The 14,826-nt window shown below is 59.6% G+C and carries 25 protein-coding genes; 23 read left to right on the top strand and 2 right to left on the bottom strand.

What is annotated here, in order from left to right; all coding sequences use genetic code 11:
• From rplP to dsbD, 23 genes are all read left to right on the top strand, one after another.
• Positions 1-417 (top strand): 50S ribosomal protein L16, encoded by a 417-nt coding sequence (gene rplP, locus OKW28_RS34165; protein WP_008923342.1) that lies wholly within the window; start codon positions 1-3, stop codon positions 415-417.
• 10 nt (positions 418-427) lie between these two features.
• Complete coding sequence (rpmC, locus tag OKW28_RS34160; protein WP_007180130.1) at positions 428-622, top strand: 50S ribosomal protein L29; 195 nt, start codon at positions 428-430, stop codon at positions 620-622.
• On the top strand, positions 619-891 hold the full coding sequence (gene rpsQ / locus OKW28_RS34155; protein WP_007180129.1) for a 30S ribosomal protein S17: 273 nt from the start codon (positions 619-621) through the stop codon (positions 889-891). The genes rpmC and rpsQ overlap by 4 nt, the downstream gene beginning before the upstream one ends.
• A 288-nt stretch (positions 892-1,179) precedes the next feature.
• A complete protein-coding gene (rplN, locus tag OKW28_RS34150; protein WP_006998478.1) occupies positions 1,180-1,548 on the top strand; it encodes a 50S ribosomal protein L14 in 369 nt (122 codons plus the stop codon).
• Positions 1,549-1,557: 9 nt separating this feature from the next.
• Complete coding sequence (gene rplX, locus OKW28_RS34145) at positions 1,558-1,866, top strand: 50S ribosomal protein L24 (RefSeq protein WP_008923340.1); 309 nt, start codon at positions 1,558-1,560, stop codon at positions 1,864-1,866.
• Between the two features lie 17 nt (positions 1,867-1,883).
• Positions 1,884-2,423, top strand: a complete 540-nt coding sequence (rplE, locus tag OKW28_RS34140) for a 50S ribosomal protein L5 (RefSeq protein ID WP_429452022.1) — start codon at positions 1,884-1,886, stop codon at positions 2,421-2,423.
• 7 nt (positions 2,424-2,430) lie between these two features.
• Positions 2,431-2,736 (top strand): 30S ribosomal protein S14, encoded by a 306-nt coding sequence (gene rpsN, locus OKW28_RS34135; RefSeq protein WP_090802162.1) that lies wholly within the window; start codon positions 2,431-2,433, stop codon positions 2,734-2,736.
• A 14-nt stretch (positions 2,737-2,750) separates the two neighbouring features.
• Positions 2,751-3,146 (top strand): 30S ribosomal protein S8, encoded by a 396-nt coding sequence (gene rpsH, locus OKW28_RS34130; RefSeq protein WP_006052216.1) that lies wholly within the window; start codon positions 2,751-2,753, stop codon positions 3,144-3,146.
• A gap of 18 nt (positions 3,147-3,164) precedes the next feature.
• Complete coding sequence (rplF, locus tag OKW28_RS34125; RefSeq protein WP_018420154.1) at positions 3,165-3,695, top strand: 50S ribosomal protein L6; 531 nt, start codon at positions 3,165-3,167, stop codon at positions 3,693-3,695.
• A gap of 12 nt (positions 3,696-3,707) precedes the next feature.
• Positions 3,708-4,073, top strand: coding sequence for a 50S ribosomal protein L18 (gene rplR / locus OKW28_RS34120; RefSeq protein WP_429452020.1), 366 nt, complete (start codon positions 3,708-3,710; stop codon positions 4,071-4,073).
• Between the two features lie 14 nt (positions 4,074-4,087).
• The gene (rpsE, locus tag OKW28_RS34115; protein ID WP_075303262.1) at positions 4,088-4,606 is read left to right on the top strand and encodes a 30S ribosomal protein S5; all 519 of its coding nucleotides are present in this window, start codon (positions 4,088-4,090) and stop codon (positions 4,604-4,606) included.
• An 11-nt stretch (positions 4,607-4,617) separates the two neighbouring features.
• Positions 4,618-4,800: a 50S ribosomal protein L30 gene (gene rpmD / locus OKW28_RS34110; RefSeq protein ID WP_008923335.1), complete on the top strand. Its 183-nt coding sequence runs from the start codon at positions 4,618-4,620 to the stop codon at positions 4,798-4,800.
• A gap of 29 nt (positions 4,801-4,829) precedes the next feature.
• Positions 4,830-5,264 carry a 50S ribosomal protein L15 gene (gene rplO / locus OKW28_RS34105; RefSeq protein ID WP_018420156.1) on the top strand — a complete coding sequence of 145 codons (435 nt, stop codon included), beginning with the start codon at positions 4,830-4,832 and terminating at the stop codon, positions 5,262-5,264.
• A gap of 46 nt (positions 5,265-5,310) precedes the next feature.
• Positions 5,311-6,657: a preprotein translocase subunit SecY gene (secY, locus tag OKW28_RS34100; RefSeq protein WP_429452018.1), complete on the top strand. Its 1,347-nt coding sequence runs from the start codon at positions 5,311-5,313 to the stop codon at positions 6,655-6,657.
• An 8-nt stretch (positions 6,658-6,665) separates the two neighbouring features.
• Positions 6,666-6,884 (top strand): translation initiation factor IF-1, encoded by a 219-nt coding sequence (gene infA, locus OKW28_RS34095; protein ID WP_004521905.1) that lies wholly within the window; start codon positions 6,666-6,668, stop codon positions 6,882-6,884.
• A gap of 20 nt (positions 6,885-6,904) precedes the next feature.
• Positions 6,905-7,021, top strand: a complete 117-nt coding sequence (rpmJ, locus tag OKW28_RS34090) for a 50S ribosomal protein L36 (protein ID WP_004199844.1) — start codon at positions 6,905-6,907, stop codon at positions 7,019-7,021.
• A gap of 41 nt (positions 7,022-7,062) precedes the next feature.
• Positions 7,063-7,428, top strand: coding sequence for a 30S ribosomal protein S13 (gene rpsM / locus OKW28_RS34085; protein WP_008923332.1), 366 nt, complete (start codon positions 7,063-7,065; stop codon positions 7,426-7,428).
• A 28-nt stretch (positions 7,429-7,456) separates the two neighbouring features.
• Positions 7,457-7,861 carry a 30S ribosomal protein S11 gene (gene rpsK, locus OKW28_RS34080; protein ID WP_006052224.1) on the top strand — a complete coding sequence of 135 codons (405 nt, stop codon included), beginning with the start codon at positions 7,457-7,459 and terminating at the stop codon, positions 7,859-7,861.
• A gap of 147 nt (positions 7,862-8,008) precedes the next feature.
• Positions 8,009-8,632 carry a 30S ribosomal protein S4 gene (gene rpsD, locus OKW28_RS34075; RefSeq protein ID WP_429452016.1) on the top strand — a complete coding sequence of 208 codons (624 nt, stop codon included), beginning with the start codon at positions 8,009-8,011 and terminating at the stop codon, positions 8,630-8,632.
• Between the two features lie 124 nt (positions 8,633-8,756).
• Complete coding sequence (locus OKW28_RS34070) at positions 8,757-9,734, top strand: DNA-directed RNA polymerase subunit alpha (RefSeq protein WP_429452014.1); 978 nt, start codon at positions 8,757-8,759, stop codon at positions 9,732-9,734.
• 191 nt (positions 9,735-9,925) lie between these two features.
• The gene (gene rplQ, locus OKW28_RS34065) at positions 9,926-10,318 is read left to right on the top strand and encodes a 50S ribosomal protein L17 (protein ID WP_013090750.1); all 393 of its coding nucleotides are present in this window, start codon (positions 9,926-9,928) and stop codon (positions 10,316-10,318) included.
• 189 nt (positions 10,319-10,507) lie between these two features.
• Positions 10,508-10,840 (top strand): divalent-cation tolerance protein CutA, encoded by a 333-nt coding sequence (cutA, locus tag OKW28_RS34060; RefSeq protein WP_429452012.1) that lies wholly within the window; start codon positions 10,508-10,510, stop codon positions 10,838-10,840.
• On the top strand, positions 10,833-12,713 hold the full coding sequence (dsbD, locus tag OKW28_RS34055) for a protein-disulfide reductase DsbD (protein ID WP_429452010.1): 1,881 nt from the start codon (positions 10,833-10,835) through the stop codon (positions 12,711-12,713). Before cutA ends, dsbD begins: the two co-directional genes overlap by 8 nt.
• A 123-nt stretch (positions 12,714-12,836) precedes the next feature.
• Here the strand turns inward: dsbD and hemB are convergent, their stop codons facing one another.
• Both hemB and yihA read right to left on the bottom strand, forming a co-directional pair.
• The gene (gene hemB, locus OKW28_RS34050) at positions 12,837-13,835 is read right to left on the bottom strand and encodes a porphobilinogen synthase (protein WP_429452008.1); all 999 of its coding nucleotides are present in this window, start codon (positions 13,833-13,835) and stop codon (positions 12,837-12,839) included.
• Between the two features lie 278 nt (positions 13,836-14,113).
• Positions 14,114-14,776 carry a ribosome biogenesis GTP-binding protein YihA/YsxC gene (gene yihA, locus OKW28_RS34045; protein WP_018420165.1) on the bottom strand — a complete coding sequence of 221 codons (663 nt, stop codon included), beginning with the start codon at positions 14,774-14,776 and terminating at the stop codon, positions 14,114-14,116.
• Between the last annotated feature and the right edge of the window lie 50 nt (positions 14,777-14,826).

Genomic DNA, 14,826 nt, shown 5'->3' with positions numbered 1-14,826 from the left:
ATGCTGCAACCGAAACGCAGAAAGTATCGCAAAGAGCAGAAAGGTCGTAACACCGGCGTTGCTACCCGCGGCAACGCGGTGTCGTTCGGTGAGTTCGGCCTGAAGGCTGTCGGTCGTGGCCGTCTGACCGCGCGCCAGATTGAAGCGGCGCGTCGTGCAATGACGCGTCACATCAAGCGCGGTGGCCGCATCTGGATCCGGATATTCCCGGACAAGCCGATCTCGACCAAGCCAGCGGAAGTGCGTATGGGTAACGGTAAGGGTAACCCAGAGTACTACGTCGCTGAGATTCAACCGGGCAAGATGCTGTACGAAATGGACGGCGTAACCGAAGAACTGGCGCGCGAAGCGTTCCGTCTGGCTGCAGCGAAGCTGCCGCTGAAGACGACGTTTATCGTGCGTCAGCTCGGCGCCTAAGGAGCAAATGATGAAGGCTTCCGAACTTCACCAGAAAGATCAGGCCGCGCTCAACAAGGAGCTGTCGGACCTGTTGAAGGCGCAATTCGGCCTGCGCATGCAACTCGCGACCCAGCAGCTCACGAACACGAGCCAGCTGAAGAAGGTCCGTCGCGACATCGCACGTGTGCGGACCGTCCTGACTGAGAAGGCGAACCAGAAATGAACGATAGCGTAAAAACCTCGCTTAAGCGGACGCTGGTCGGCAAGGTCGTCAGCAACAAGATGGACAAGACGGTTACCGTGCTGGTCGAGCACCGCGTGAAGCACCCGATCTACGGCAAGTACGTCGTGCGGTCGAAGAAGTACCACGCGCATGACGACGCGAACACGTACAACGAGGGCGACCTCGTTGAAATCCAGGAAACTCGTCCGATTTCGAAGACGAAGGCTTGGGTTGTGGCTCGCTTGGTCGAGGCTGCTCGTGTCATCTAATGTCGCAAAGCCGTAGAAGTAGTTGAAATCGCAGTAAGTTTCGCTTGCAAGACCGAAATTATTTGATATAATTTCGGTCTTCCCTCTTTGGGAGCCCCGTCGCGGGCGAAGTTGGTGGGGGAAGCGGTTCGGGCGCCAGCCCAGACCGAAGGATTCACCGGATTGCGATGGCGGGTTTCGTTTGCCGTCGCTGCTGTTCTAACCCAAGCAGCCGATCGGCTGACGGGACCAAGACTGACCGGGAAGCGCCATGGTGGTGTGACCGGATTAAGTTGGGAAAGATAAACCATGATCCAGACCGAAACTCGGCTTGAAGTGGCCGACAACACGGGTGCACGTGAAGTCATGTGCATCAAGGTGCTCGGCGGCTCGAAGCGTCGTTATGCCAGCATTGGCGACATCATCAAGGTGACTGTCAAAGAGGCAACGCCGCGCGGGCGCGTGAAGAAAGGCGAAATCTACAACGCCGTGGTGGTTCGCACCGCCAAGGGCGTGCGCCGTCAGGACGGCTCGCTGATCAAGTTCGACGGCAACGCGGCTGTGTTGCTCAACACCAAGCTCGAACCGATCGGTACCCGTATTTTTGGGCCTGTCACGCGCGAGTTGCGTAGCGAACGATTCATGAAGATCGTTTCGCTGGCGCCTGAAGTGCTGTAAGGAGTCGCGATGAACAAGATTCGCAAGGGTGACGAAGTTATCGTCATCACCGGCAAAGATAAGGGCAAGCGTGGCGTAGTGCTGGCCGTTCACGGCGAGACCGTGACTGTCGAGGGCATCAACCTCGTCAAGAAGCACGTCAAGCCGAACCCGATGAAGGGTACGACGGGCGGCGTGGAAGCCAAGACGATGCCGCTGCAAATTTCGAACGTCGCATTGGTGGACGCGAATGGCAAGCCATCGCGTGTAGGCATCAAGGTCGAAGGGGACAAGAAGGTCCGTTTCCTGAAGACGACCGGTGCCGTACTGAGCGCCTGACGCTGCGGAGTAAAAAAATGGCTCGTTTGCAAGAGTTTTACAAAGAGAAGGTTGTACCCGGCCTCATCGAGAAGTTCGGTTACAAGTCCGTGATGGAAGTGCCGCGCATCACCAAGATCACCCTGAACATGGGCCTTGGCGAAGCCGTCGCTGACAAGAAGATCATCGAAAACGCCGTTGGCGATCTGACGAAGATCGCGGGCCAGAAGCCCGTGATCACGAAGGCGCGCAAGGCAATCGCTGGCTTCAAGATCCGTCAGGGTTATCCGATCGGTTCAATGGTCACGCTGCGTGGCCAGGCAATGTACGAATTCCTGGACCGTTTCGTGACGGTTGCGCTCCCCCGTGTGCGCGACTTCCGTGGCGTGTCGGGCAAGGCGTTCGATGGTCGCGGCAACTACAACATCGGTGTGAAAGAGCAGATCATTTTCCCCGAAATCGACTACGACAAGATCGACGCACTGCGTGGGCTGAACATCAGCATCACGACGACTGCGAAGACTGACGACGAAGCAAAGGCTCTGCTCGCCAGCTTCAAGTTCCCGTTCAGAAACTGAGGTTACCGTGGCTAAACTGGCACTGATCGAACGTGAAAAGAAGCGTGCTCGCCTCGCCGCCAAGTACGCTCCGAAGCGTGCAGCATTGAAGGCAATCATTGGCGATACGAGCAAGTCGGAAGAAGAGCATTACGCAGCACGCCTGGAACTGCAGCAACTGCCGCGAAACTCTAACCCCACCCGTAAGCGCAACCGTTGCGCAATTACTGGTCGTCCGCGCGGCACGTTCCGTAAATTCGGGCTGGCGCGTAACAAGATTCGCGAAATCGCGTTCCGCGGCGAGATCCCTGGCCTGACCAAGGCGAGCTGGTAATAGGAGAAACATAAATGAGCATGAGTGATCCTATCGCCGATATGCTGACTCGCATCCGCAATGCGCAGATGGTCGAGAAGGTTTCGGTGACTATGCCCTCGTCGAAAGTCAAGGTTGCGATTGCGCAGGTCCTGAAGGACGAAGGTTATATCGACGATTTCGCAGTGAAGTCCGAAGGTGCGAAGTCGGAATTGAACATCGTGTTGAAGTATTACGCTGGCCGTCCGGTCATCGAGCGCATTGAACGCGTCTCGAAGCCTGGTCTGCGTGTGTACCGCGGCCGTAACGACATCCCCGTGGTCATGAATGGCCTGGGCGTGGCAATCGTGTCGACGCCGAAGGGCGTGATGACGGACCGCAAGGCACGTGCAACGGGCGTTGGCGGCGAAGTCATCTGCTATGTCGCTTAAGGCCGAAAGGAGAGAAACATGTCTCGAGTAGGTAAGAGCCCAATCGCGCTGCAAGGCGCGGAAGTGGCCCTGAGCGCCGACAGCATTACTGTCAAGGGTCCGCTGGGTACGATTTCGCAGGCTGCCAACAGCCTCGTGAAGGTAGTGAACGACAGCGGCACGCTGAAGTTCGAGCCGGTCGATGAGAGCCGCGAGGCGAATGCGATGTCGGGCACGATGCGCGCGCTGGTTGCGAACATGGTACACGGCGTGACGAAGGGTTTCGAGCGCAAGCTGACGCTGGTTGGCGTCGGTTATCGCGCACAAGCGCAAGGCGACAAGCTGAACCTGTCGCTGGGTTTCTCGCACCCGGTGGTGCACCAGATGCCGGCTGGCGTCAAGGCAGAAACCCCGTCGCAAACCGAAATCGTGATCAAGGGGATCAACAAGCAACAAGTCGGTCAAGTCGCTGCAGAAGTGCGCGGCTACCGTCCGCCGGAGCCCTACAAGGGCAAGGGCGTGCGTTACGCCGATGAGGTTGTGATCCTCAAAGAAACGAAGAAGAAGTAAGGGTGCGCAATCATGGATAAGACTCAATCTCGCCTGCGCCGCGCTCGTCAGACGCGTATCAAGATCGCTGATCTGCAGGTCGCGCGTCTCGCCGTGCATCGCACGAACACGCACATCTATGCGCAAGTGTTCTCGCCGTGCGGCACCAAGGTGCTCGCTAGCGCGTCGACGCTCGAAGCCGAAGTGCGTGCGCAACTGGCCGATCAATCGGGACAGGGCGGCAACGTTGCTGCTGCAACCCTGATCGGCAAGCGCATTGCAGAAAAGGCTAAGGCTGCCGGCATCGAATCCGTCGCCTTCGACCGTTCGGGTTTCCGTTACCACGGCCGCGTGAAAGCGCTGGCTGACGCGGCGCGCGAAGCCGGACTCAAGTTCTAAGGGAAGAATTCGTCATGGCAAAGATGCAAGCTAAAGTTCAGGCTGACGAACGCGACGACGGCCTTCGTGAAAAAATGATCGCGGTTAACCGCGTGACCAAGGTCGTGAAGGGTGGCCGTATTCTCGGCTTCGCTGCACTGACCGTAGTTGGCGACGGTGATGGCCGCGTCGGTATGGGCAAGGGCAAGGCGAAGGAAGTGCCGGTCGCTGTCCAGAAGGCGATGGAACAGGCTCGCCGCAACATGTTCAAGGTGCCGTTGAAGAACGGTACCTTGCAACACGAAGTGCACGGTAAGCACGGCGCATCGACGGTCCTCCTCGCTCCGGCGAAGGACGGTACCGGCGTGATCGCGGGCGGACCGATGCGCGCCGTGTTCGACGTGATGGGTGTGCAGAACGTTGTGGCCAAGAGCCACGGGTCGACGAACCCGTACAACCTCGTTCGTGCGACGCTTGATGGTCTGCGCAAGCAGTCCACGCCGGCCGACATCGCTGCGAAGCGTGGCAAGTCCGTCGAAGAAATTCTGGGCTAAAGGTGGACACCATGTCTGATAAAACTGTCAAGGTCCAGCTCGTCAAGAGCTTGATCGGCACCCGTGAATCGCACCGTGCAACGGTGCGTGGGTTGGGCCTGCGCCGACTCAACTCGGTTAGCGAGTTGCAGGATACGCCGGCTGTGCGCGGCATGATCAACAAGGTTTCGTACCTCGTTAAGGTCATCAGCTAAGCGGCTGACCAGGACTCAAGGAGTTGATAATGGAATTGAATAACCTGAAGCCGGCCGAAGGTGCGAAGCACGCAAAGCGCCGCGTTGGTCGCGGCATCGGCTCCGGCCTCGGCAAGACCGCTGGCCGTGGTCACAAGGGTCAGAAGTCGCGTTCGGGCGGCTTTCACAAGGTTGGCTTCGAAGGCGGTCAAATGCCGCTGCAACGTCGCCTGCCGAAGCGTGGCTTCACCTCGCTGACGAAGGAGTTCGTCGGTGAGGTACGTCTCTCGGATCTGGAGAAGCTGCCAGTCGACGAAATCGATCTGCTGGCTCTCAAGCAAGCCGGCCTGGTCGGCGAGCTGATCCGTAGCGCCAAGATCATCGCAACGGGCGAGCTCAAGCGCAAGGTCGTTGTGAAGGGTCTGGGTGCGACGAAGAGCGCACGCGCTGCTATCGAGGCAGCCGGTGGCTCTTTTGCCGAGTAACGCGCAAGTTAATTGCCGTCACTAGCACTTGCATCGGAGAAGGTACTTGGCTAACAGCCCGAGTCTCGCAAAACCCGGTCGCGGCGCGGCGAAGTTTGGCGATCTGCGCCGGCGAGCAGTGTTCCTGCTGCTGGCGCTAGTCGTCTACCGTATCGGCGCGCATATTCCGGTGCCGGGTATCGACCCGGACCAACTGGCGAAACTGTTCCAAAGCCAGTCGGGCGGCATCCTTGGCATGTTTAACATGTTCTCGGGTGGCGCACTTTCGCGGTTCACAATTTTCGCGCTGGGGATCATGCCGTACATTTCGGCGTCGATCATCATGCAGTTGCTGGCGATTGTTTCGCCGCAGCTCGAAGCGCTGAAAAAGGAAGGGCAGGCAGGTCAGCGAAAGATTACGCAGTACACGCGGGTCTTCACGGTTGTGCTGGCGACGTTCCAGGCGTTCGGTATTGCTGTCGCGCTGGAAAATCAGCCGGGCCTCGTGATCGATCCGGGGATGGTTTTCCGCTTGACGACGGTCGTGACGCTGGTGACGGGCACGATGTTCCTGATGTGGCTGGGTGAGCAGATCACGGAGCGCGGGCTTGGCAACGGTATCTCGATCATCATATTCGGCGGTATTGCGGCGGGTTTCCCGAACGCAATCGGTGGTCTCTTTGAACTGGTGCGAACCGGCTCGATGAGCATCATCTCGGCCATCATCGTCGTCGCGCTGATTGCTGCTGTGACCTATCTGGTGGTGTTCATCGAACGCGGCCAGCGCAAGATACTTGTGAATTATGCGAAGCGGCAGGTGGGCAACAAGATTTACGGCGGCCAGTCTTCGCATTTGCCGCTGAAGCTGAATATGTCGGGCGTGATTCCGCCGATCTTCGCATCGTCGATCATTCTCTTCCCGGCAACTATCCTGAACTGGTTCAGTTCGGGTTCGCGTACCAGCTGGTTCGCAGACACGTTGCACAACGTGGCCGAAGCCCTGAAGCCCGGTCAACCCGTGTACGTGTTGCTGTACGCGTTGGCGATCGTCTTCTTCTGCTTCTTCTACACCGCACTGGTGTTTAACAGCAGGGAAACGGCCGACAACCTGAAAAAGAGCGGCGCTTTCGTCCCTGGCATCCGCCCGGGCGATCAGACGGCGCGATATATCGACCGCATCCTAACGCGTCTGACGCTGGCCGGTGCGATCTACATCGTGTTCGTTTGCCTGCTGCCCGAATTTCTGGTGCTGCGCTGGAACGTGCCGTTTTATTTTGGTGGAACGTCGCTGCTGATCATTGTCGTCGTCACAATGGATTTCATGGCGCAGGTGCAGTCGTACGTTATGTCGCAACAGTATGAATCGCTGCTGAAGAAGGCTAATTTCAAAGGCGGCGGCGTCCCGATGCGTTGAAAGGACTTATGGCCAAAGACGATGTTATCCAGATGCAGGGCGAAGTAATCGAGAACCTGCCTAACGCTACCTTCAGGGTGAAGCTGGAAAACGGCCATGTCGTGTTGGGACACATATCCGGCAAAATGCGGATGCACTACATCCGGATCTTGCCGGGCGACAAGGTGACGGTTGAATTGACGCCTTACGATCTGTCGCGTGCGCGGATCGTGTTCCGGGCGAAGTGATTTGAAAAAAGGGTAATATCATGAAAGTGATGGCATCGGTTAAGCGCATTTGCCGCAATTGCAAGATCATCAAGCGCAAAGGCGTTGTGCGCGTGATTTGCAGCTCTGATCCGCGCCACAAACAGCGTCAAGGCTGAACGCCGCGCTTTTGCTTGCGCTTTTTGTTTGAGGAAAAACAATGGCTCGTATCGCAGGGGTTAATATCCCGAATCACCAGCATACTGAAATCGGCCTGACGGCAATTTACGGTATCGGTCGCACGCGCTCGCGCGACATTTGCGTCGCTGCTGGTGTGGCATTTTCGAAGAAGGTCAAAGACCTGACTGACGCAGACCTCGAAAAGCTGCGTGAAGAAGTCGGCAAGTTCATCGTTGAAGGCGATCTGCGCCGTGAAACGACGATGAACATCAAGCGCCTGATGGATCTCGGCTGCTATCGTGGCGTGCGGCATCGTAAGGGTCTTCCCCTGCGCGGCCAGCGTACGCGTACGAATGCCCGTACGCGCAAGGGTCCGCGTCGTGCAGCGCAATCGCTGAAGAAGTAAGCGGAACTGACAGTTACAGGAAAACGTAATGGCTAAGGCTTCGAACAACTCCGCGGCGCAACGCGTTCGCAAGAAGGTCAAGAAGAACGTCGCCGAGGGCGTGGTTCACGTTCACGCGTCGTTCAACAACACCATCATCACGATCACCGACCGTCAAGGCAACGCGCTTGCTTGGGCAACGTCGGGCGGTCAGGGCTTCAAAGGTTCGCGTAAGTCGACCCCGTTTGCAGCTCAGGTCGCAGCTGAATCAGCTGGCCGCGTGGCGATGGAATACGGCGTGAAGAACCTCGAAGTGCGGATCAAGGGCCCCGGTCCTGGCCGTGAATCGGCGGTGCGCGCGCTGCATGGTCTTGGCATCAAGATCACCGCGATCTCCGACGTGACGCCGGTCCCGCACAACGGCTGCCGTCCGCCGAAGCGTCGTCGTATCTAAGACGCTGGCATTGCGAGCGCCTGTTGCCGCCTTGCGCGGTGGCGGGCTGCGCGCGTTATTGAATTGACTAAGTCCACCGTTCGACTCAAAGGGTTCGGACTAGCGCGAGTGGAAGCATTCGCGTGATAAATCACAGAAGGAATCAACGTGGCACGTTATATCGGCCCCAAGGCCAAGCTGTCCCGCCGTGAAGGCACTGACCTCTTCCTGAAGAGCGCGCGCCGTTCGCTCGCTGACAAGTGCAAGCTTGACAGCAAGCCCGGCCAGCACGGCCGTACCTCGGGCGCACGTACGTCCGACTATGGCACTCAGCTGCGCGAGAAGCAAAAAGTAAAGCGTATCTACGGAGTCCTCGAGCGCCAGTTCCGTCGCTACTTCGCTGAAGCAGACCGCCTGAAGGGCAACACGGGTGAGAACCTGCTGCAACTGCTCGAATCGCGTCTGGACAACGTCGTGTATCGCATGGGCTTTGGCTCGACGCGCGCTGAAGCACGTCAGCTCGTTGGCCACAAGGCAATCACGGTGAACGGCGTCGTGACGAACATCCCGTCGATGCAAGTGAAGGCTGGGGACATCGTCGCCGTGCGCGAACAGAAGCGCAAGCAGGCTCGCATCATTGAGGCGCTGTCGCTCGCTGAGCAAGGCGGCATGCCGAGCTGGGTCGCGGTCGACGGGAAGAAGTTCGAAGGTACCTTCAAGCAGAAGCCGGAACGCAGCGACATCGCTGGCGACATCAACGAAAGCCTGATCGTCGAATTGTATTCGCGGTAATCGGATTGACGGCCGGGGCGCCCTGATTGCGTTGCGCAAGGGGGCGTCTCGGCTGTTTATTTTCAGGTTGTTACCGGTCAGCCTTATCGGTGTAACGAGCCGAGGGTATTGAAAAGGAAAACCTATGCAAACCAGTTTGTTGAAGCCCAAGATTATTGCAGTTGAATCGCTTGGCGAAAGCCACGCGAAAGTGGTCATGGAGCCGTTTGAACGCGGTTATGGCCACACCTTGGGTAACGCGCTTCGGCGCGTGCTGCTGTCGTCGATGGTGGGCTACGCCCCGACCGAGGTGACGATTGCAGGCGTCGTGCACGAGTATTCGACGCTCGACGGTGTGCAAGAGGATGTGGTCAACCTGTTGTTGAACCTGAAGGGCGTCGTCTTCAAGCTGCATAATCGTGACGAAGTGACGGTTACGCTGCGGAAGGAAGGAGAAGGCGTGGTCACGGCCGGCGATATCGAACTCGCACACGATTGCGAAGTCATCAATCCCGATCATGTGATCGCGCATCTGTCGAAGGGCGGCAAGCTCGACGTGCAGATCAAGGTCGAAAAGGGCCGCGGCTATGTGCCGGGCAATGTGCGTCGTTACGGTGAAGAGTCGGCCAAGGTCATCGGCCGGATCGTACTGGACGCCTCGTTTTCGCCGGTTCGTCGCGTGAGCTACGCGGTCGAAAGCGCTCGGGTCGAGCAGCGCACCGACCTCGACAAGCTCGTGATGAACATCGAGACCAACGGTGTGATTTCGCCGGAAGAAGCGATCCGACAATCGGCGCGCATTCTGGTCGATCAGTTGTCGGTGTTCGCAGCGCTGGAAGGTACCGAAGCAGCGGCGGAAGCGCCGTCGCGCGCACCGCAGATCGATCCGATCCTGCTGCGTCCGGTCGACGATCTCGAACTGACGGTTCGTTCCGCGAACTGCCTGAAGGCCGAGAACATCTACTACATCGGCGACCTGATCCAGCGTACCGAGAACGAACTGCTCAAGACTCCCAATCTGGGTCGCAAGTCGCTGAACGAGATCAAGGAAGTTCTGGCATCGCGTGGTCTGACGCTCGGCATGAAGCTCGAAAACTGGCCGCCGGCTGGTCTCGACAAGTAAGCGGACAACTCGGTCGGGTGTGACCCGCGAATTGCACCGCTGTACTGTACTGGCAAAGACGCGGATTTTCCTTTAAAATCCGCGTCTTGTCTTTTGTCACTACCGGCCCGTGCGCTCACTGTTTGTTGTCGATGCTGCAGAACGAGTGCGATAGAAGAGCTGGACCAAAACTTTGAACTGAAGGAATTAACATGCGTCACCGTCATGGTCTGCGGAAACTGAACCGCACGAGCAGCCACCGTTTGGCAATGCTCCGTAACATGTCCAACTCGCTGATCGAGCACGAAGTCATCAAGACCACGCTGCCGAAGGCCAAGGAACTTCGTAAAGTCGTCGAGCCGCTGATCACGCTCGGCAAGAAGCCGTCGCTCGCAAACCGTCGTCTGGCGTTCAATCGCCTACGCGATCGTGACTCGGTCACGAAGCTGTTCGACGTGCTCGGCCCGCGCTACGCAAACCGTCCGGGCGGCTACCTGCGCGTGCTGAAGTTCGGCTTCCGCGTTGGTGACAATGCGCCGATGGCACTGGTCGAACTGCTCGACCGTCCGGAAGTTGAAGAAACGGAAGTGCAAGAAGCTGAGTAAGCTTTCTGCTTCGACAAAAAGCCAGGCGCATCGCCTGGCTTTTTTGTTTTCCGCGGCGGATTTCTCATTGATAGCGAAAGCCGCTTCGCAGTGACCAAATGTCGCGGCCGCACCGCGTGGCGCCCTGCAGGGCGACAGGGCTAGGTGATACGATATCGGCATCGAAATCCTGCGCCGTCGGAGCTTGGTGTGAGTGTGAATGTGACCTTGGTGCTGACAACGATGCCGGATGCGGCCGTCGCTCAAAAGCTCGCAGCCGACGCGCTCGCCGCTCACCTTTGTGCGTGCGTCACCCAGCTAGGCAGCGTGCAGTCGAGCTATCACTGGCAGGGCGCGATCGAAACCGTGCAGGAAATCCAGCTGCTGTTCAAGACCAGCGCCGCTCGCGCGCTCGAACTGGAGCAATACATTCAGGCTCACCATCCCTACGGCACGCCGGAAATCCTCTCATGGCAAGCGACGGCCTCCGCCGCCTACGGCCAGTGGATCACTGCTGAAACCCAACGCCCTATTCATGTTTAACGGTCTCAACCGGCGCGCGCGCGCTGCGCTGCGCACCGCATTCTTTCTGCTCGGCTGCGTGTTCCTCGCGCAAGTCGCCACGCTCGCACGCGCCGCGGACGACTTCCTCGACCCGTCCGTCGCGTTCCGGTTCAGCGCGACCGAGGCCCCCGGCCAAGTCGTCGTCACCTACAAGATTGCGGACGGCTACTACATGTACCGCGAGCGCTTCGCGTTCGCGCCCCGCAACGGCACGGCGACGCTTGGCGAGCCTGAACTGCCAGGCGGTCATGTGAAGTTCGATCAGACGTTCAACAAGAATGTCGAGACGTATCGCAACGAGCTGACGATTCGTATTCCGGTCAAGCAGGCTGCCGGACCGTTCGATCTTGCGGTGACGTCGCAGGGCTGCGCCGACGCGGGCATCTGCTACCCCCCGATGGAGCGCGTGTACCACGTGAGCAGCGAGGCGCTGCAGCTGGCTGGCAGCGGGGCGGCGACCCCAACCGCGCAACAATCCGCCGCCACTGATGACGAACCTTGGTACCAACGCGCCACCAGCGCCGATTACGCGCAGTCGCTGCTGCAGCGTGGCGGTTTTTTTGCGATCGTCGGGCTTTATTTCGTTGCCGGCGCCATTCTGAGCTTGTTGCCGTGCTCGTATCCGATGATTCCGATTCTGTCGGCGATCATCATCGGTGAGGGAGCGCGCGTCACGCGCAGGCGTGGCTTCGCGCTGTCGCTCGCGTATGTAGTCGGGATGGCGCTCGTGTACACCGTGCTGGGTGTTGTGGCGGCACTCGTCGGGCAGAGTCTCGGCGCATGGCTGCAGAACCCGTGGGTGCTCGGCGCGTTTGGCGGCCTTCTGACGATTTTCGCGCTGCTGCTGATCGCCGGTGTGGATCTCGAACTGCCGCCGCGCTGGCGCGATCGCATGTCGAGCGCGTCAGCGGGACGCTCGGGTGGCAAATTTACCGCGGTCGCCGTCATGGGCGCGCTATCGGCGCTGGTGGTCGGCGCTTGCATGACCGCGCCGCTTTTTGCGGTGCTCGCGTTCATCGCGCATACCGGCAACGCCGTGCTCGGTGGCGCGGCACTGTTCTCGATGGGCATCGGGCTCGGGCTGCCGCTGCTGATCATTGGCCTCGGCGCGGGTACACTGCTGCCGCGCGCGGGCAAGTGGATGGACAGTGTAAAAGTGTTCTTTGGCGTCGTTCTGCTGGCCGCGGCGCTGTGGATCGTTTGGCCGGTGCTCGGCAGGGCGGCGTCGATGCTGTTGAGCGCCCTCTGGCTGCTGATCGCCGCGGTTGCGCTCGGCCTGTTTTCCAAGTCGGTTGCGGGCGCCTCGATATGGCACCGGCTTGGGCGTGCGGTCGGCGTCGTGATGGCGGTTTGGGCAGCCGCGCTTCTAGTTGGCCTCGCGGCGGGATCGTTGGATCCGCTGCGACCGCTGGCGGTGCTCGCGGCTCGCGTCGGCAATCAGGCGAGCATCGCGAAGGATCGCTCCAGCGCGGCCGCATCGGCGCCGCAAAGCGATTTGACGTTCGCGCCGGTACGTTCATCGGATCAGCTCGACCAGGCCGTCAAAACGGCGGCGCAGCCAGCCATGCTCGATTTTTACGCGGACTGGTGCGTGAGCTGCAAGGAGATGGAGAAATTCACCTTCAGCGACCCGCGCGTTCAGGCGAAGCTGAAGCAGATGAATCTGCTGCGCGCCGACGTCACTGCGAACAATACCGACGACCAGGCGCTGCTCAAGCGCTTCAATCTGTTCGGGCCGCCGGGGATTATTATTTTCGATAAGGGTGGCAAGGAAGTGCTGCGCGTGGTCGGCTACGAATCGGCGGATAAATTCCTGCGTACACTGGATCGGGCGAGTGCGTCGGGGGTGTAATCAAAGGCCGCAGGGCGTTGCAAGGCCGCCGCTTCGCAAACGGCAGCACAAAAAAACGGAGGCGAAACCCTAAGGTTCGCCTCCGTTTTTTTCTCGACAGCCGCGCGCTAAAACGCGCCTGGCTTACTTCTGCGAACGCAGGATCTTCGCGGCATCCAGCGCGAAGTACGTCAGCACGCCGTCCGCGCCTGCACGCTTGAACGCGAGCAGCGATTCCATCATCACCTTGTCGTGATCGAGCCAGCCATTCTGCGCGGCGGCTTTCAGCATGGCGTATTCGCCGCTTACCTGGTACACGTAGGTGGGGAACTGGAACTCGTCCTTCACGCGACGCACGATGTCCAGATACGGCATGCCCGGCTTGACCATCACCATGTCCGCGCCTTCGTTGATGTCGGCCTGCACTTCGCGCAGCGCCTCGTTGGAATTTGCCGGGTCCATCTGGTAGGTCATCTTGTTGCTCTTGCCGAGGTTCGTCGCGGAACCGACGGCATCGCGGAACGGGCCGTAGAACGCTGAAGCGTACTTCGCCGCGTACGCCATGATGCGCGTGTGGATGTGGTCCTCGCTCTCGAGCATTTCGCGGATCGCACCAATGCGTCCGTCCATCATGTCCGACGGCGCGACGATGTCGACGCCGGCTTCCGCCTGCGCACGAGCCTGCTCGACGAGGATCTCGACGGTTTCGTCGTTGATCACGTAGCCGGTTTCGTCGAGCACGCCGTCCTGACCATGGCTCGTATACGGATCGAGCGCCACGTCGGTGAGCACGCCGAGCCCCGGAAAATTCTTCTTCAACTCACGCACCGCGCGCGGGATCAGGCCCGCCGGGTTGGCCGCTTCACGGCCTTCGGGTGTTTTCAGCGAGGGCTCGATCGCGGGAAACAGAGACAACACCGGCACGCCCAGTTCGACGCACTGCCCGGCGACGCCCATCAGCAGATCGACCGACACACGCTCGACGCCCGGCATCGACGGCACGGCTTGCCGCACGTTGGTTCCCTCGACGATGAACACGGGGTAAATCAGATCGTTGGTCGTGAGGATGTTTTCGCGCATCATGCGACGCGAGAAGTCGTCACGGCGCATGCGGCGCGGACGGTAGTGAGGGTAGAAGCTCATATCGAATCGAAGATCGTGGATAGGTGGAGTGGACAAATAGCACCTGGCTCCGCTCCCGGAAACTTTTCGAGACAATGGTATATCATACCGATCGAGCAAGGCGCCTAGCGCTGACCTCCCCGCTTCTCCTCCCTGAGCGGGTGCCTGTCGTTTTTCGATTAGGCTGTTTGACCCGCCGTTCAAGCGGCGGGTTTTTTTATGCGCGGCCGCAAACGCGCTCTGACGCGGGTTTTACAGGCATATCACGCGTGCCGCGGGATTCCTGCATTGATATGCGTTCAGCCCGCGGCCGGCGTTTCGCCAGTTTCGCCCGCTGCCTCCGGGATCAGCCAGCTCTCGATCAGCTCATGCGCTTCATCGAGCCCCGTTCGCTTGAGCGCCGAAAACAGTTGCGCGGTGAGTTCGCCGCGATAGCCCGCAGCCCGATATTCGGCCAGTCCCTTCTGCGCGGTGCGCAACGCGTTCGTGCTTTCCTGACGCGTCAATTTGTCGCATTTGGTGAGCAGCGTGTGGATCGGCTTGCCGGTCGGCGCGAACCACTCGATCATGCGCCGATCGAGATCCGTCAGAGGGCGGCGCGAATCCATCATGAGGATCATGCCGCGCAGTTGCGAGCGCGATTGCAGATACGTGGACAGCAGCGCTTCCCAGTGCGCCTTCGCCGCACCCGGCACTTCCGCATAACCGTAGCCCGGCAGGTCGACCAGATAGGCGGTCGGCTCATCCGCCTTGCCAACCGAAAAATAATTGATGTGCTGCGTGCGGCCAGGCGTCTTACTTGCGAATGCAAGTCGCTTCTGATTGCAGAGCACGTTGATCGCGGTCGATTTGCCCGCGTTCGAGCGTCCCGCGAAAGCGATCTCGGGCTGCGCGGTGGCCGGCAGGTCGCGCAGATGATTGACGGTGGTATAGAAGCGGGATTCGTGGAGCAGGAAGGGCATGGTGGAAGCCAGATTGGAGAAGCTGCGGAGCCCGCAGCGGGAACGGGGTC

Origin of the sequence: Paraburkholderia sp. 40 (genome assembly GCF_050434105.1) — a bacterium.
Classification (GTDB): Bacteria; Pseudomonadota; Gammaproteobacteria; order Burkholderiales; family Burkholderiaceae; genus Paraburkholderia; species Paraburkholderia tuberum.
This window is presented reverse-complemented; position numbering and strand designations above follow the sequence as displayed.